General features: G+C 52.9%; 7 protein-coding genes. All 7 read right to left on the bottom strand.

Translation table 11 applies throughout. The annotated features are described in order from the left end of the window. Window positions 1-17: 17 nt before the first annotated feature. Window positions 18-3,794 (bottom strand): GEVED domain-containing protein, encoded by a 3,777-nt coding sequence (locus tag ACO2Q8_RS26775; protein ID WP_423347967.1) that lies wholly within the window; start codon window positions 3,792-3,794, stop codon window positions 18-20. A 298-nt stretch (window positions 3,795-4,092) separates the two neighbouring features. Next, window positions 4,093-10,074, bottom strand: coding sequence for a beta strand repeat-containing protein (locus ACO2Q8_RS26770; protein WP_423347966.1), 5,982 nt, complete (start codon window positions 10,072-10,074; stop codon window positions 4,093-4,095). 154 nt (window positions 10,075-10,228) lie between these two features. Further along, window positions 10,229-13,165, bottom strand: coding sequence for a DUF6923 family protein (locus ACO2Q8_RS26765; RefSeq protein ID WP_423347981.1), 2,937 nt, complete (start codon window positions 13,163-13,165; stop codon window positions 10,229-10,231). 1,110 nt (window positions 13,166-14,275) lie between these two features. After that, a complete protein-coding gene (locus ACO2Q8_RS26760; protein ID WP_423347965.1) occupies window positions 14,276-14,629 on the bottom strand; it encodes a DUF5615 family PIN-like protein in 354 nt (117 codons plus the stop codon). Next, on the bottom strand, window positions 14,629-14,850 hold the full coding sequence (locus ACO2Q8_RS26755; RefSeq protein ID WP_423347964.1) for a DUF433 domain-containing protein: 222 nt from the start codon (window positions 14,848-14,850) through the stop codon (window positions 14,629-14,631). The genes ACO2Q8_RS26760 and ACO2Q8_RS26755 overlap by 1 nt, the downstream gene beginning before the upstream one ends. 20 nt (window positions 14,851-14,870) lie before the next feature. Beyond that, window positions 14,871-15,134 (bottom strand): hypothetical protein, encoded by a 264-nt coding sequence (locus ACO2Q8_RS26750; protein ID WP_423347963.1) that lies wholly within the window; start codon window positions 15,132-15,134, stop codon window positions 14,871-14,873. Beyond that, window positions 15,131-15,373: a hypothetical protein gene (locus tag ACO2Q8_RS26745; RefSeq protein WP_423347962.1), complete on the bottom strand. Its 243-nt coding sequence runs from the start codon at window positions 15,371-15,373 to the stop codon at window positions 15,131-15,133. Before ACO2Q8_RS26745 ends, ACO2Q8_RS26750 begins: the two co-directional genes overlap by 4 nt. Window positions 15,374-15,381: the final 8 nt, after the last annotated feature.

Below are 15,381 nucleotides of genomic sequence, written 5' to 3'. Positions count from 1 at the left end.
CGTGTTGGCTCATGCCTTTAATTATTGACGATCAGCGATGAGGTAACGGGCAAACTGGTACAGCCGTCCTGGGTGGCCGTGAAGGTATACGTATAGCTCCCCGCCGGTAAGGATTCATTGACCGGCAGCGTCCCGATTCCACTCGTAATCGTCGGAGCCGGTATAGCCGGGTTGCGCGTCCAGGTGATCGTCGCCGTATTGGGGAAGGCATTGGCCGTCAGGTTGGTTTGCTCAAACGCACAGATGACCGATTGCAGCGGGTAGACCTGCAAAGTCGGGGCGGGTTTGATGGTGATCGTCACCGTTTCCCGATCCGAACACGTTCCGGCGTTGGCCAACAGGATGTAGGTCACCGTCTGGGGTTGTCCGCTCACGTTGCGAATACCGGCGAAATTGATGGTCGTTCCCGTGCCGGTTTGCCCCAGGCTGTTGATCCAGGAGACCGGTGCCCCTCCGTCGCCCGAAACCGTCAGCGTCGTGGCCTGGCTCGAACAGAGGGTTTGGCTCAACCCACCACTGATGGTTAGACTGGGTTGGTTGGCCACGGTCACTGAGGTGGAGGAAATGGCCGTACAGCCCCCCTGATCGGTCGCTGTTACGCTGTAGAGGCCCGTAGCCGCCGTGGTGATGTTGGATAGGGTCGGATTCTGGCCGGTATGGGTAAAACCGTTCGGCCCCGCCCATTGATAGCTGATGGTTCCGGTGCCACCCGTCGGGGTAGCGAATAAGGCCAGGGTACTGGTGGCGCAGACGGGCGAATTGCTGCTGGCGGCCACGGTCAACCCCGGACCGGGAATCACAAACTGGCTGGTGGTCGTACAGGTCGGGCTGTTCACATCGGTAATGACCAGCGTATAACTCCCCCCTGCCAGGTTGCTAACCACCACCGGACTGTTGCCCAACGCCTGATTAGCGCCCCCGTTCAAACGGTATTGGTAGGTCCCGGAGCCGGAATAGGTAATGGTGAAGGAGCCGTTGGGGGTGGTACAATTCGTGGAAGCTGCCACCGTTACCCCAGCTTGCAGATCGCAGCAGGCCGATACACTGACCGGAATTTCGGCGTAGGGGCGGCAGTTAGCGTCAGTCGGTGCCGGTAAAATTCGGGCGTAGACATAATAGGTTCCCGGTGTTGATGGGAAAGATACATCGGACAACTGTGCCAGATTGGATACTGGGGTTGACGTTCCTAAAGAAGTACCACCACTATAAATTGCCGTAGCGCTGGTCTGCTGGGTGGTAAAATAAACAAATTCCACCTGGTTAGGGCTAGCCGCCGAGGTGGTTACCCGCAATAAGGCTAGATTCTGACCTGCACAGAGCTGGTAGTTATTGTCGAACAAAGTAAATGTCGGGCAATCGCAGATACCGATGGGCGTAGGAGGTGAAAGCTGGAAACAACAGCCCGAAATACCGCTCACATTAACCCCAATGGTCACACCGGTCGGGGCCGGACTGGCCGTATTGTAAACCAACGTACGAATGTAATAGGAGCCCACCGCCTGAGCCGGGAAGCTGGGCGTGCTAGATACGGCCAAAATCTGTCCGGAAGTTGTCGTCAGCAGATACTGGACTGTAAAGCCCGCGCCAGGATTAAACGCCTGAACCGTGATGGGTTGCAGTTGGTTGAAATCACAGCAATTTGGCGCATTGATCACCAATTGAAAATTCTGAGTACAAGTCGTAGCAGTAGCATCCCGGATAATAACCGTGTAGCCACCCCGCCCCAGAGCCGGAATCGTATGGGGACTCGTGAAATTGACAAAGGTAGCCCCCCCATCAATGCTGTATTGATAACTACCCGTACCGCCGGTTGCTGTTAAGGAAATGCTACCGTCCGGTGTAGCGCAGGCTGAAGCCGATGTTGAAGTAGCCCCCGCTTGCAAGGGTGGTTGGATGGTCACCGGATAATCTTCTACTTCACCGTCCGGTAAGGCCCCACCCGGCTGGCTGAAGGATTGACTACTGATCCGGAGCCGAATGTAACTTTGGCCAACTGTAATACCCAAGGTCTGAATATTATTCCACGTCAACGTCGCTGAAGTCGACCCATTAGGCACTCCTATACTGGTAAATTCACCACTGTCAAAAATCCCGTTGCGGTTAAAGTCCACCCAACCGCCCAGGGTCGCACTACTGCCGGTAATGTTACCGACTGGGACGGTAATGGAGTAGGTGTTGGTACATTGAACCAGAATGGGTGGCGCAGAGGTCAGGCCGTCCTCGTCATCCGAGCCGCTGTTATCATCGCTGTTAGCCGATGTACTGGCCGTACCCGTAATTTCAGCATCAACGGCACTGCCTATGTAAACCTGTCCTAGTTTCGCGTGAGAAGGACCTCCTCCGGCAGCGGTGGTACTGTAGCTGGCCGGGGCATCGCCGTAATCACAGGTGGTGGTCAATGAAGTCGTGGTGGTGGTGTTCTGAGCAGCATACGCCCAGTTGTCGATGAAGCGGTTGTTTCCCCACTGATTTCCGCCGTTACTACTCCACCCGTGAACACCGCCGGAACTGTTAACACCTGCCGTCCCGTTCAGAGTTGGCGTGGTGGAGGTTCGGCCACTAGTCGTCAGAACCCGATCATCCCAATACAGGATACTATTGGGTGAGGGCCCATTCGTACGTGTAATTTGAAGGCCGCCTATGGTTTCTACATCCTCCAGTGTAAAGTGAATTTCACCGGGCTTATCGATCAATATCCGGGCTCCCACCGTCAATCCACAACCGATTACCGCACCTTGCCCATTTAAGCCATCAAACGATACGGTATTGGTACCCAGCAAGGCATTAAATGGAATGGCCCGGTCCACCGCATCAACATAATCACCATCGTTATTGGCATCAATCTGTAACGTGGCATTTCCCTCATAACCGCCCACCGTAAACGTAAAGCTTCCCGATCCCGGATTACCCAGCGTTTTGTTGAACGCAAGCCCCGTTACAGCCGGATTTTGCAGGGTAGGATTCAACCATTCCGTTACGGTAGCTCCCGTGTTGAAATTAAACCGGGGAGCCGTCGTCGGCATGCTGGTATCGACAGGTAAAAAGAATTGTTTAAATGTTCCCCCGCAGTTTAATCCATCATACGACTCCGGTATTGATACTCCATAATCGAACGGCTTATAATTGGGGCTTATCGTTGCGTCGGTTACTTCCGCACTTCTATAAGCCGTATTGCATTCCCCGTATTTCCGTATGCCATACCGGTCTGTTGTTATTTTGGATTGAAGACCGTTGTAGTTATAAAATGTACTGGTGTATTTATAGCCATAATTGTTAATATGGTATAAATTGAATTGAACCACTCCATTCTGGCTCAGAGAAAGGACTTCCGTATAGACACGACCAGTGGTTGCGCCATTGGCTGCTGTTAGCACATCGATATCGTACGCATAATGCATGGTAACCGCCGGAGGGACCATACGAATGGTCCAGATACCCGCTGTCGTTGCGGAAGCTACAAAGGGGGCAACAGGGGTAGTGCCGTTATTACGGGAAGTTCCGGCAACCGATGTAACGGGCAAGGTCTGTGTGTCTACTAACCCAGTGGGCGAATACACCTGGATAGTTAAATTCCCGGCTGAGGCCCCTGGCGCCGTTAACTGGACGTTAAAACGCAATTTTTCCCCGGCGGCCAGGTACGCATACACAACTTGATCTTCATTAAGAGCCCCAAACACCCCATAATTAACCTGAATATTTCCCGTTCCTGAGAAACTGGAACCCGCGCCGTCGGCCTTCACCGTTCGGGGCAGCAGTAGCACACCGACCAGCGCAATCAATACCGTCAAGGCCATTTTTAGCCCGGCTTTCCAACGGGAACAACCCACCCATCGCCCTGGCAACCTTTGCTCGGGTCGCACGCTAAATTCACCGACCCTTGCCAAAGCAGGATCGACACTCCCCAACCCGCCAACGGCCGGGCATATGGAAAGAGAATAAGGGGTAGATGTTGGCCACATGGTCCTATGGTTTACTTCGTTGGTCAATCGCGTTACTGTCACTCGGCTCATACTGGTATCGTATGGGTCCCTCCGCGAACGGAAAGACAGGTTGGTATTTCTATTTTCGCTGCACAAGCAATTATAAATTATTCTACCGGACGGGAGCAGGTGGTATCGGAACCGGACATTCTTCGGTAGCCAGTTCCACCAGTTCCTGCGTCTTACAACTCGGTATGTTTTTGTCCCGTACCACCACCAGATAGTTCGACGGAGCCAGGTTATTCCGGGTGAATGGATTCGGACTCAGATCCGCCCACGTCAAGCCACCATCCAGACTGTATTCGTAGGCACCACTTCCCCCGCCCGCACTGATGGTGATCGTACACTGGTTCAAGGCACACACATCCTGATTCTGTCCCCCAATGGTTGCCGTCACGCTACCCGGCGTTTGAATCGTAAAGCTGCCCGCATTCACAAAGCAGGTCGGTGCAACGGCATTTCGCACCAGCACCGTATAATTACCCGCAGCCAAACCAGCGAACGTATTGCTGATTTGCCATGAACTACCGTTGTCAATGCTGTATTCGAAGACGCCTTCACTGCCGTTCACCAACACCACGGCCAACCCACCATCGTTGGCCGTGCAGGTCGTGGGATTGCTCACAACAACCGTTGACACGACCGGGGCTGTTGGTATCACCACTACGCCGGTTAATGCTGACAAACAAGTGGGATTGGTGGTCGATTGGACGACGACAGTATAGCTTCCTGCCGACAACCCAGTGATCGTAAATGGGCTGGCTCCCACTGCCTGGAAAGTTCCCCCATTCAAGCTGTATTGATAAGTAGCCGAACCGGTATATTCAATTTCGAGAGACCCATCTGCGACATTATTGCAGTTTGAGATCGGAGTAGCACCTAATGTAGCCACCAAATCGCAGCAGGCGTTATTGACCACAATCGTACACGTAATCGTGTCGGAAGTGGGGCACGATGCGGGCGGCAAGGTTGCCCCCCAGATTTTGTAGGTGTAGGTGCCGGCAGTCGTAAACAACTCGCTGATGTCGCCCGAACCGGTGGCTCCGTCTTCCACCCGGAGCCAATTAATGGTTGTACCACCAACACTTGACGTAAAAGAAATCACACCGGTTTCGCCCACGCAAATGGTTTGCGAGCAGACCGAAGGGGTGACGATGGGAACCGGGTTGACAAGCACCACCGTTTTGACCGAATCGCTTACGCAACCGGCGGGGCCGATAATTTTAGCCGTATAGGTATAGCTCACCGGATCGGTATCCGTAGCCAGGGGGGAATCATTAACCGTTCCCAGGCCGGAAAGCCCGCCCGGCATTCGGGTCCACTGCACCGTCTGACCAACCGGATTCGTCGTGTAGGTGATGGTCACCTGATTCCCCGAACAGACTGTCAGGTTGGTGGCGCTCGCCGTGGGCGCTGCGGGCGGAGCGGGCGAGGTCAGGGTAATGGGGCCAATCAGATTGGAACCGGCCGTACAACCGGCATTGCTGACCCGGATGTTGTTGTAGATACCGGCGGTCAATCCCGTCAGGCTCAAACACCCGCTGGCATCGGCGGTTTGGTTGGTCAACGTCGGCTGGGCAACGCCATTTTTATCATAATCGAGGGCATAGCCCGTGCTGTTGGGGGATAACCCGCAGACTTTAATACTGCCATCGGCGCCCCCGCAAAGGGTCGGGTTGAGGTTATCCGTCGTGATGTTGGTAATCACCGGACACGTACAACTGAACTCGCCGTAGACGGCATTGTTGCTTTGGCTGGCACAGAACCCTAAATCCTGGAAATACGTGTTAAACGTCAGCGGAAGGCCGGTGGTAGCCCCCGGATCGCCGGGAATGGCATAAAGTTTAAACGGCGTCGGGAAACCGGTGGTGTTGATGGTCACGCCGGTGGTGAACGTGCCGCCATTAGCCGGAATTGGATCGCTGACAATAATCGTCTGAACCAGAACGGCAGAGGCACTGCTGAACGGATCACCCCGGTAGATACTGACCGGCATGTTGACCGGCGTCGGAATGTTTCCGTTGTTGACCAGCGGAATCGTCAGTGACGCCGAGATCGGAAGGCTGTTCTCGCAGACACTGGAAAAATAATTGGTGCTGGCTTTGGCGTAGCCCGTCGCCGGGTCGATCGCATTCGGATCGAAGGTGATCTGTACATCGACGGCCGGGAAAACCGGATCGCCGTTTTCATCGTAGATGGTGGCCTGTTGCAGGAAGTTATTCAAAATCCGTTTCCCATTTGGGAACGTCACGGCATTGTCCTGCGGGTTGGTGGGGATGGTCAGGTCATCTTTGATATTCGTGACATTATAAGGAACCTGATTCCACATTTCTCTGGAAGGAGCCCAGGGGAAAGAGGCCGTTGAGAAGACATCGACGACTCCGCCTATAGTGTTGATTCCAGATGTAACCACAATATTGGCTTGACCGTCACTGTTCACATCAGCCACCACGGGCATTTCATAACCGGTCCCGGATATACTGGGGAAAGTGACTATGTTATTTCCAGTGCTTCCGTCCATGATCCGCAGGTTCGATTCGTCCCGGTACACCAGTTCCTGTTTACCATCCTGATTAAAGTCAAACATGGTGATTCCGGTCAGCCCCGAGCCATCGGTAGTCGCTTTGCTCCACTTCAGCGCCAGGGTAGTCGTTCCATTATAGCCATACATGCCGATGTAGTCGGTAGCTGTTATTCCAATGTCCGGGTCACCATCATTATCCACATCGCCGATGAACGTATTCCCAGCTCCTGATCCTTGGGGGGCAGGAACGGTTGCGCTGGCAATGATATTCATGGTACGGGGATCATAGACATACAAGGTTGTCAATAACCTCACGATTACATCCATCTGGCCATCCAGATCGATATCTGCAAGGGCCGTAGTCCCATCCGGGTACGCAGCCGGCATTCTTTTTTCCACGATTGAATTTCCCGCTGTTCCATTTGGATTCGTAATCGTGATTTCATACACGGATTTCCCGGCTGCTAACTCCAAACCAGGATGTCCTGTCAGATCACCCGCTACTGAAATGGGGCCTGCCCAACTGCTTCCTACCCCCCCCGCTGCAGGACCGCTTACCAACAAGGTACCGGTCTGGGCGTTGTATATTTTGTTATAGACATACACTTCCGCAATACCGTCGCCGTTAAAATCAGCCAAACCAATGGCTCCCCCTGATGTACTAGTACCAAGACCGGCTGATACCAAAGCGGTGGTGTTTCGCCAGAGCAGCGTACCATCCGCCTTGTAGCAAGTCAACGCTGCAGTGGGGTTATTTGTATACCAATTTAATGTTGTATTGGAGTGTGTAATGGTATAAATTTCGGCCTGGGCATCGGATTTGTCCGTATTTCCGATGGCTAACTGGGATTGTCCACTCCAGTTGATCCAAAAGTTTCCGGTATTGATAGTCCGTTCGAGTGAACCGGTTTTACCATTAAAAATGAGGATGTCTTTCGTTGACCGCGCCCCTGTTACATCCGGGGTAAATATTTTGTTGATTCCAATTGCCACAATTTCGACTACCCCATCGCCATCCACATCGGCGACCATCGGAGTTTGGTAGACCGCGACTTGATTAGTTGCTGCGCTGGATGTGCTAAATACCTTCTTGATTGTAAACGGTTTGGCCGAAGGTTGGTACTCACAGTCGGGCTGGCAAACGTTGATAAATCCGTCGATGGTACAGGGGCAATCGGAATCAAACTGGTCGATAAAATTATCTCCATCGTCATCGATGCCATTGCCACAGATTTCGACGTTGTTACAGGCGATCTGGACCGTCGTATTCAAAGCCGTCACCGATTCACAACCCGTCGATACCAGTTTGGCCCGAAGGACGTAGGTTCCGGCGGTTAAGCCCGTAAAAAGCACCTGGCCCGATGTGCCGTACGTGGCCCCCCCATTGATACTGAAGATGTGCGTAACGGGAGAAGGAGCCGAAAAAACGATGCTGCCCAGATTGGCACAATCGTTTTCCCCGTTGTGGGCCACAAAGGACGGTACCGGAACCGCTACGGTATTGACCAACACCTTCACCGAGGCCGCTGTCGTTGTGGATACGCAACCCGTCGATACGAGTTTGGCCATCGTCGTGTAACTCCCCGCTGCCAGCCCTGTAAAGGACGTTTGGCCGGTGGTTCCGAAGCTCTCCCCGCCATCGATGCTAAACTGGTAATTCGCGACCGGCGTCGGGGCGCTGAAGGTGATGCTTCCGTTGTTGGGCAAGCAACTGGTCACGTTGGTAAAGGTAGAGGTGGGAGCCGCCACGGTCGTAGCGGGAACAACGGTTTTAATCACGATCGGTGACACGCAACCGGTGACTATACTTTTGGCCACCGTTTGGTACGTGCCGGGGGCTAAACCCGGAAATAAGGTTTGGCCAAGAACCCCATACGTCAGTCCGCCATCGGTACTAAACAGATGGGTAGCCGGGGCAGGCGCACTAAACGAGATATTTCCATTGGGGGTATTACAACTGGCCGCGTTCGTCACCGTGGAAGTAGGGGCAGCGGGAGCAGCCGCTGTTGTCACGGCTTTTGTCGCGATTACGGAGACGCAGCCTGTCGCTATATTTTTAGCTATCGTTTGATAATTATCGGCGTCCAGACCGGGAAACACCGTTTGGCCGACCGCTCCAAAATTAGCTCCCCCATCTACACTAAACACATGGGTCGCCGGGGCGGGGGCGGTAAAGGTAATCGTTCCGGTTGCTGCGGTACAATTGGTTGGCGTCACGGTGCTGGTAGGAGCTGCCGGTGCGCCGGAAATGACGAGGGTTTTCGTGGCGGCTGCCGTCGTTAACGAGACGCAACCCGTGGAGACTAATTTGGCGACAGTTTGGTAGGTGCCGGGTGCCAGACCGGTGAAGGACGTTTGGCCGGTTGTCCCAAAGCTCACCCCATTGTCGACACTAAACTGGTAGTTCGCTACGGGCGTTGGGGCGGTAAAGGTAATGCTGCCGTTTGCTGTCAGACAGTTGGTGGGGCTCACCACGGTGGAGGTAGGCGCCACCGGTGGGGCAACGACAGTAATAGTTTTTACGGCGGTGGTGGAGACGCAACCCGTCGACACCAATTTGGCGACGGTTGGGTAACTCCCCGCTGCCAGATTGGGGAACCCCGTTTGACCCACGACTCCGAATGTAAGTCCGCCATCGGTACTAAAGACGTGGGTAGCCGGGGAAGGGGCCGAAAAGGTGATGATACCCGTTGGTCCGTTACAGTTTGTCGCGGTTACGGTGCTGGTGGGAGCCACCGGAGCGCCCGAAGCCAGGACCGTCTTTGCCGTTGCGACGGACACACAACCGGTGGAAACGAGTTTGGCAACGGTTTGGTAGGTGCCCGGTGTCAGACCGGTGAAGGACGTTTGGCCGGTTGTCCCGAAGCTCACCCCATTATCGACACTAAACTGATAGTTCGCTACGGGCGTTGGGGCCGTAAAGGTGATGCTGCCGTTCGCTGTCAGGCAGTTGGTTGAACTGACCACGGTAGACGTGGGCGTTACGGGTGCCGTGGCAACGACGATGGTTTTTACGGCCACCGGCGAGACGCAGCCCGTGGCTATATTTTTAGCGACCGTATTATAATTTCCGGCCGCCAGACCTGTGAAGGACGTTTGGCCTACTGCCCCATAAGTAAGTCCGCCATCGGTACTAAAGACGTGGGTGGCCGGGGAAGGGGCCGAAAAAGTGATGATACCCGTTGGTCCGTTACAGTTTGTCGCAGTGACGGTACTGGTGGGAGCCACCGGAGCGCCGGAGGTTGTGACGGTTTTGGTAACCACAGCGGATACGCAACTCAGGGAAACCAGTTTCGCTACTGTGGCATAATTGCCCGGTGCCAGGTTGGTGAACGCCGTTTGCCCCACAATACCGAAAGTGGCTCCGCCATCGATGCTAAACACATGGGTAATGGTATTCGGCCCCGTAAACGTGATCGAGCCATTCGCCGTAAGGCAATTGGTCGAGGTGGTAACCGTCGAGGTGGGCACCGTTGGCGGACACTGGGCCTTCGCAGTACCTACCAGTAAGGCGATTGCCAAGCCGGTCAGCCACAACAGCCGCAACCACGGGGTGCTTGCCAAAGACATCAAACAGCAGGCAGTCTTTCCGGTTGATGACGTCTGGAAGTGCTGCAACCTACTTTCCCGGTGAACTAAAATATGTTTCATAAGAACTGAGAATTTCAAAAACACGCTGTGTTAAAACCATCCTGCCGACCCGGCTCCCAGGCCGCCCGATCTTCTAATTATTTACCGTTATGGGTATGATAGCCGGTGTACTGCTACACCCATTCTCCGTCGCCGTAATGGTGTAGGTATAACTCCCGGCTGGTAGCGGCTGATTGATCGTTGCGCTGCCCGCTCCGTTTCCCGACGGCGTCGGCGGATCCGGTATTGCTGGCAATCGGGTCCAGGTGATGGTGGCAGTTCCAGACGAGGCCGTTGCGACAATGTTCGTCTCTTCCAGTGCACAATAGATGGCTCGTGAAGGAACCACCTGCAAAGCCGGGGCCGGATTGATGGTCAGCCAGACGCTGGTGGAATCCGAACATCCTCCGGCATTGGCTTTCACAAAATAGACGATCGTTTGGGGTTGTCCGCTCACGTTGAGAATTCCGCCAAAATTGATAGTGGTTCCCGTCCCGGTTTCCCCGAGCGTATTCGTCCAGACCACGTTGGCCCCACCGTCGCCGGAAATGTTCAACACCGTCGATTGCCCCGAACAGATGGTTAGCGTTGGTGAACCGCTGATCGCCAGATCGGGCTGGGTCGCAATGGTCACGGCGGTCGTAGCCGTCACCGAACAGGTCGCATCCGTCACGGTCACCGTGTAGGAACCGCCAGCGGCCGCCGTTGGGGAGGCAATGCTCGGATTCTGGAGCGTACTGTTAAAACCGTTCGGCCCCGCCCAGCTATAGGTGATCGGGCCACTGCCCCCGGTTTGGGACGCAATGAGTTGCAGCAAGTTACCCGAACAGACCGGCGAATTGCTGGAGGCTGTGGCCCGCAGGTTACCAACCGGATTGACCGTTAAGGTGACTGCGTCTGACAAACAGCCGGTTATGTCGTCTTTTACTACAATATTATAGTTGGTTCCGGCAGCCAACCCACTTTTGACGTTGCTGGCCTGAAAGGTTAAGCCGCCGTCGAAACTATAGGTAACGCCGGTCAAAGGCGAGGTAACGGTGATGGTTCCGGTGGGCTGATTGCAGATGGGCTGGCTCGTGACCGAAGCGCTCGGCGTCGCGATGCTACAGCAGTTCGGTGCCGTCACCGTAATTGGTGACGCATTTGTACAGGAACCAAGCGGTGTTATAATGACATCGACCCTGGCCAGAATACCACTAACGGTAAATTCCGGAGCGGTTCCGGTGACGGTTCCCGAACTGACATTTAAGCCCGTCGCATCGGTTGCCGTGACGGAGACCGAATAGGTCGCGTTACCCGGATCACACACCGGGATACCGGCTACGGCGGTTAGGCTACAGGGTGAACAGTCATCCCGAACCACGATGGTACACGTAATTGTATTCGAGACGGGGCACGATGCCGGAGCCGGACTCGTCCCCCAGATTTTGTAGGTGTAGGTGCCTGGCGTTGTAAACGATTCACTGATGTCTCCCGTCCCGGTAGCGTTATTATCGACCCGGAGCCAGTTGATGGTTGTACCACCAACAGTTGACGTAAAAGAAATTACGCCGGTTTCGCCCACGCAGATGGTCTGGGTACAGTTCGAGGGCGTGATGATGGGCGTGGGGTTGACGGTCACGACGGTCACCGTCGGTGGGCTGGGGCAATTGTACAGGTTCTGAATGGTGGAGGTATACGTATAACTGATGGGGGCTGTTGTGGTATTGCTCAGCGCTTGCGAGACATTGCCCGTACCCGAGGTCCCATCCGGCATCCGGGTCCAGATCAGGGTGCCATCAGCCGGCACATTGCTGTAGGTAATGGAGAACGATTGCCCGCTGCAAACGGCGCTGGCCGATGCGGTGGCCGTGGGAGCCGCCGGTGTTAAGCTGAAACTGACCGGCGCACAGGCTTCGTTGTTGGCGGCTACGTCGCCGGGGATGGTGGTGGTGTTATCGGCGGTATTGCCCAGAGTTCCGTTGCTGGCGGACTGGCCAAAAGCACTGATAATTTCGGCGCAGTTCGTAATCGTTTGATTACAAACCCCTCCCGTAGCTTTCACCGTGAGCCGCAGAACGACCCGGTTGGCAGCCCCCACACTCAAGTTATTAAGCTTAAGTAGGACCGTTCCATTGGCACCAACAGCCGGTGTCAGCAGGCTATAATCCGTAGCCGGAGCAACTGTATTGTTCGCATTCAAAACCTGAGCATTTTGAAAAACTATGCCCACCGGCAAAACATCCCGTATGTTGACATCGGCGGCCGGTGCAGGGCCATTATTCGACAAGGCAATATCAAAGGTTACGGTATTTCCTGATTGATTTTGAACCACCTTAGTGACTTGCGGATCGACGGTGGCAATAGGACATGCAGCTCCATCCAAACTCCGACTAGCTTGAAACGATGCATTGTTGATCACAGTTGACCAACTATTTGCACTAAGGTTATATCGAACCAATTGGGTACCCGTAAAAGCATACATATTATTGAACTGATCAAACCAGATCGCTGCATAGTTGGTTGCCGGGAGAAGCCCATTCGCGGGAGTCAAAAACGTTACCGTTCCGGTTGTCGGATTGATTTTTTCGACACGACCGGATAAATCAACACTATACAGTTGATTATCAGCCGGATTAATTGCCCAGTCACCCGCAAATATCGAGGATGTTATCGGAACCTCAACAGCCGTGTAGGGTTTGCTATTGAGGTTGATTGCATAAATTGAATTAACACCAGCATGGACATACATTATACCGGTAGGACTTACGTCGGCAGAAACTGGTGTAGTTGATGGAAATCCAATTACATACCCTAAATCTTCGATAACACCATTCGCCCCAACTCGCAGCAAAGTACCATCTCTATTGCTCGCGTCTTCGAAAGAACTATATCTAAACCCATACAGGTAATTATCGACTTGGTTATAGCCTAGTGCGTTGTACGCCATACTTCCCGTTGCATCAATGTTTGTAAACGTATTTGTCGTATAATCAAACCGTTGCAAATCACTAGACCCGTCTCCTGAAGCTAGTGCTGTTACCACATACATATCGCCCTCGCAGCTAAACTTATTCGTCGTAAAACTATTGACACAGTTAAGGTAATTAGTAATTTCAGCATCCGAAAAAACAGCCGTCCCTGACCCTCTGACTGTCAGGACATCCCCACCATAGCTGTACACAAAGTCATCAATCAACCCGTTAAAAAACTGGGTATTCGTACCGGAAGCGGCCCAAACACTATTACCCTGAGCCGCTCCAATCCCGGCTGCACTATTCACGGTTACCATTAGCGCACCCAATACTTCTGAATCCACTACGTTGCCATCGAAATACAACTTAACGGGCATAGAGGTCGAATACAGATACGTCAAGGCAACGTGATGCCAGTCTGTATCTGTAATATTGGGACCTGTTAAGTCAATAGTAGTCGTTGTTCCGGCCCGCAATCGGGCATGCACCTGACCGGTTACATCGTCTAATCGAATTGAAATTCCATCCGTCGTACTTCCTTGCTCAAACATAACCTGCGGTCCTGAGCCGGGGGCGTTCGCCTTGAACCAGAACATAATTGATGTACTGGCTCCGCCAAACTGCATATATCCCGATGAGCTGGCATAACCAATGTACTGACTCGTACCATTAAAACTAGCTGAGTAGGCTCCCACTTTGGCTGTGGTCGAAAACGTTGGTAGATTAGTTGTATTATTGGAACCTTCTACCCCGTACGTAATGCCATCGTTATACGAAGAACGATCCTGAAACGTCCGCTCAAAGCTATAATACGCCGTGGCATCGGGCGCACAGAACGTTTGGGCCTGAACCGGTCGCTGTACCAGCAGCCCCAGGAACAGCCACAATCCGCCAGCCAGCCAGCGCCAATGGCTTTTCTGCACAACCGGGGGCTGGGTCCCCCTCCCTGCGATTCTTCTGTTTCCGGTCGGTTTCGTAAACGCTGTACTCATGGCAATGGTTGGTTTCGTTCTCATTTACTGCGTATTGGCGGTATCTGCCCCATTCAGGAAATTCAATTTTGAATTAATATTGTTTTTACAAACAATAAAAAGGACTATGGCAATGCTATTTCTTATTCGTCTACTCTAACACTTTCATCACCTACCTGAACCAAACGGATTCAAAGTATATCTAATAGAGACGGCTTACCGATGCACAATAATTGCCTCATTCGTAATTTCAATGAGTACGGCTGTTTCAAAAGAAACCTGTAGCTGGTCTAAACACATCTCAAGTAAAGCAATCAGCCTATCGTTATTCATATTACCCGTCTTCAACAAGAGCAATTTTCGGGGCGTATTTTTCAACAAATGGCTTTCCCAAAAATCGGTATCTTTTGTTACCACGATCCGTTGCTGCTCGTCGGCAATCTGACAAATCAGCGGGTCTTTCGTCCAGTTCTGATGCAGCAAATCCAGCGTATGAATGGCATCATGTCCCTGCTCTTTCAACCAGAAGGCCAATCGCCGGGGTAACTGAGCATCGACCAGCCACCTCATCAGGAAGCAATTCGGTAAATGTCTTTGGTCTTCACCACATTGGTGGCATACGCCAGACACGCCAGCAAATCGTCCCTTTCCAGGTCTTCGTAATCGGCCAGTATCTGCTCAATTGTCATGCCTGATGTGAGCAATTCAAGCATCGTTTCGACCGGATACCGCAGTCCCCGAATAACGGGCTTACCGTGGCAAATTTCCGGGTCAATGGTAATTCGGTCCATTAGCTTCATCGTCATTACATCTAAGCCGCCTGTCGGGCTTCAACCTGGAGTTGATACCCTAGTTGCAGCATCAGAGTTTCACAATCTTCCCAAGTCAGGCCAAATTGACGGACATTGGCCAGGCCAATGTGGGCCAAAACATCCATCAGCATGTCGGTATCTGACTCCGGGAATGAGGCTTCCAAGATCATATCCTCTGCCCATTTTATCAACGTTGCCAGAGACAGACGGTGTTGCAGATAGGCCAGTAATTGGTTCGCTACTAATTCTTTTGTCACCTTCATAATTTGATGTGTCCTTTATCTTCCGGATACTTTACGTGAATTTCGCGAAGATTTCCCGATTCATCATAAATCTCTTGCCGAAATGATAGAGTTAGCTCATCAGCATCTACTTCCTTGACATAATGGGCTACCCAACCGTGCTTTCCGGGTACGATAAACCGGTAGACACGTCCTCCCATTGCTGTTGTTATCCATTTTTTAAATTTTTGTTCGTTTTCTTTTCGCTTTGATCCAGCCATTTCCTATC

It is taken from the genome of Larkinella sp. VNQ87, from assembly GCF_049445795.1.
Taxonomy (GTDB): domain Bacteria; phylum Bacteroidota; class Bacteroidia; order Cytophagales; family Spirosomataceae; genus Larkinella.
This window is presented reverse-complemented; position numbering and strand designations above follow the sequence as displayed.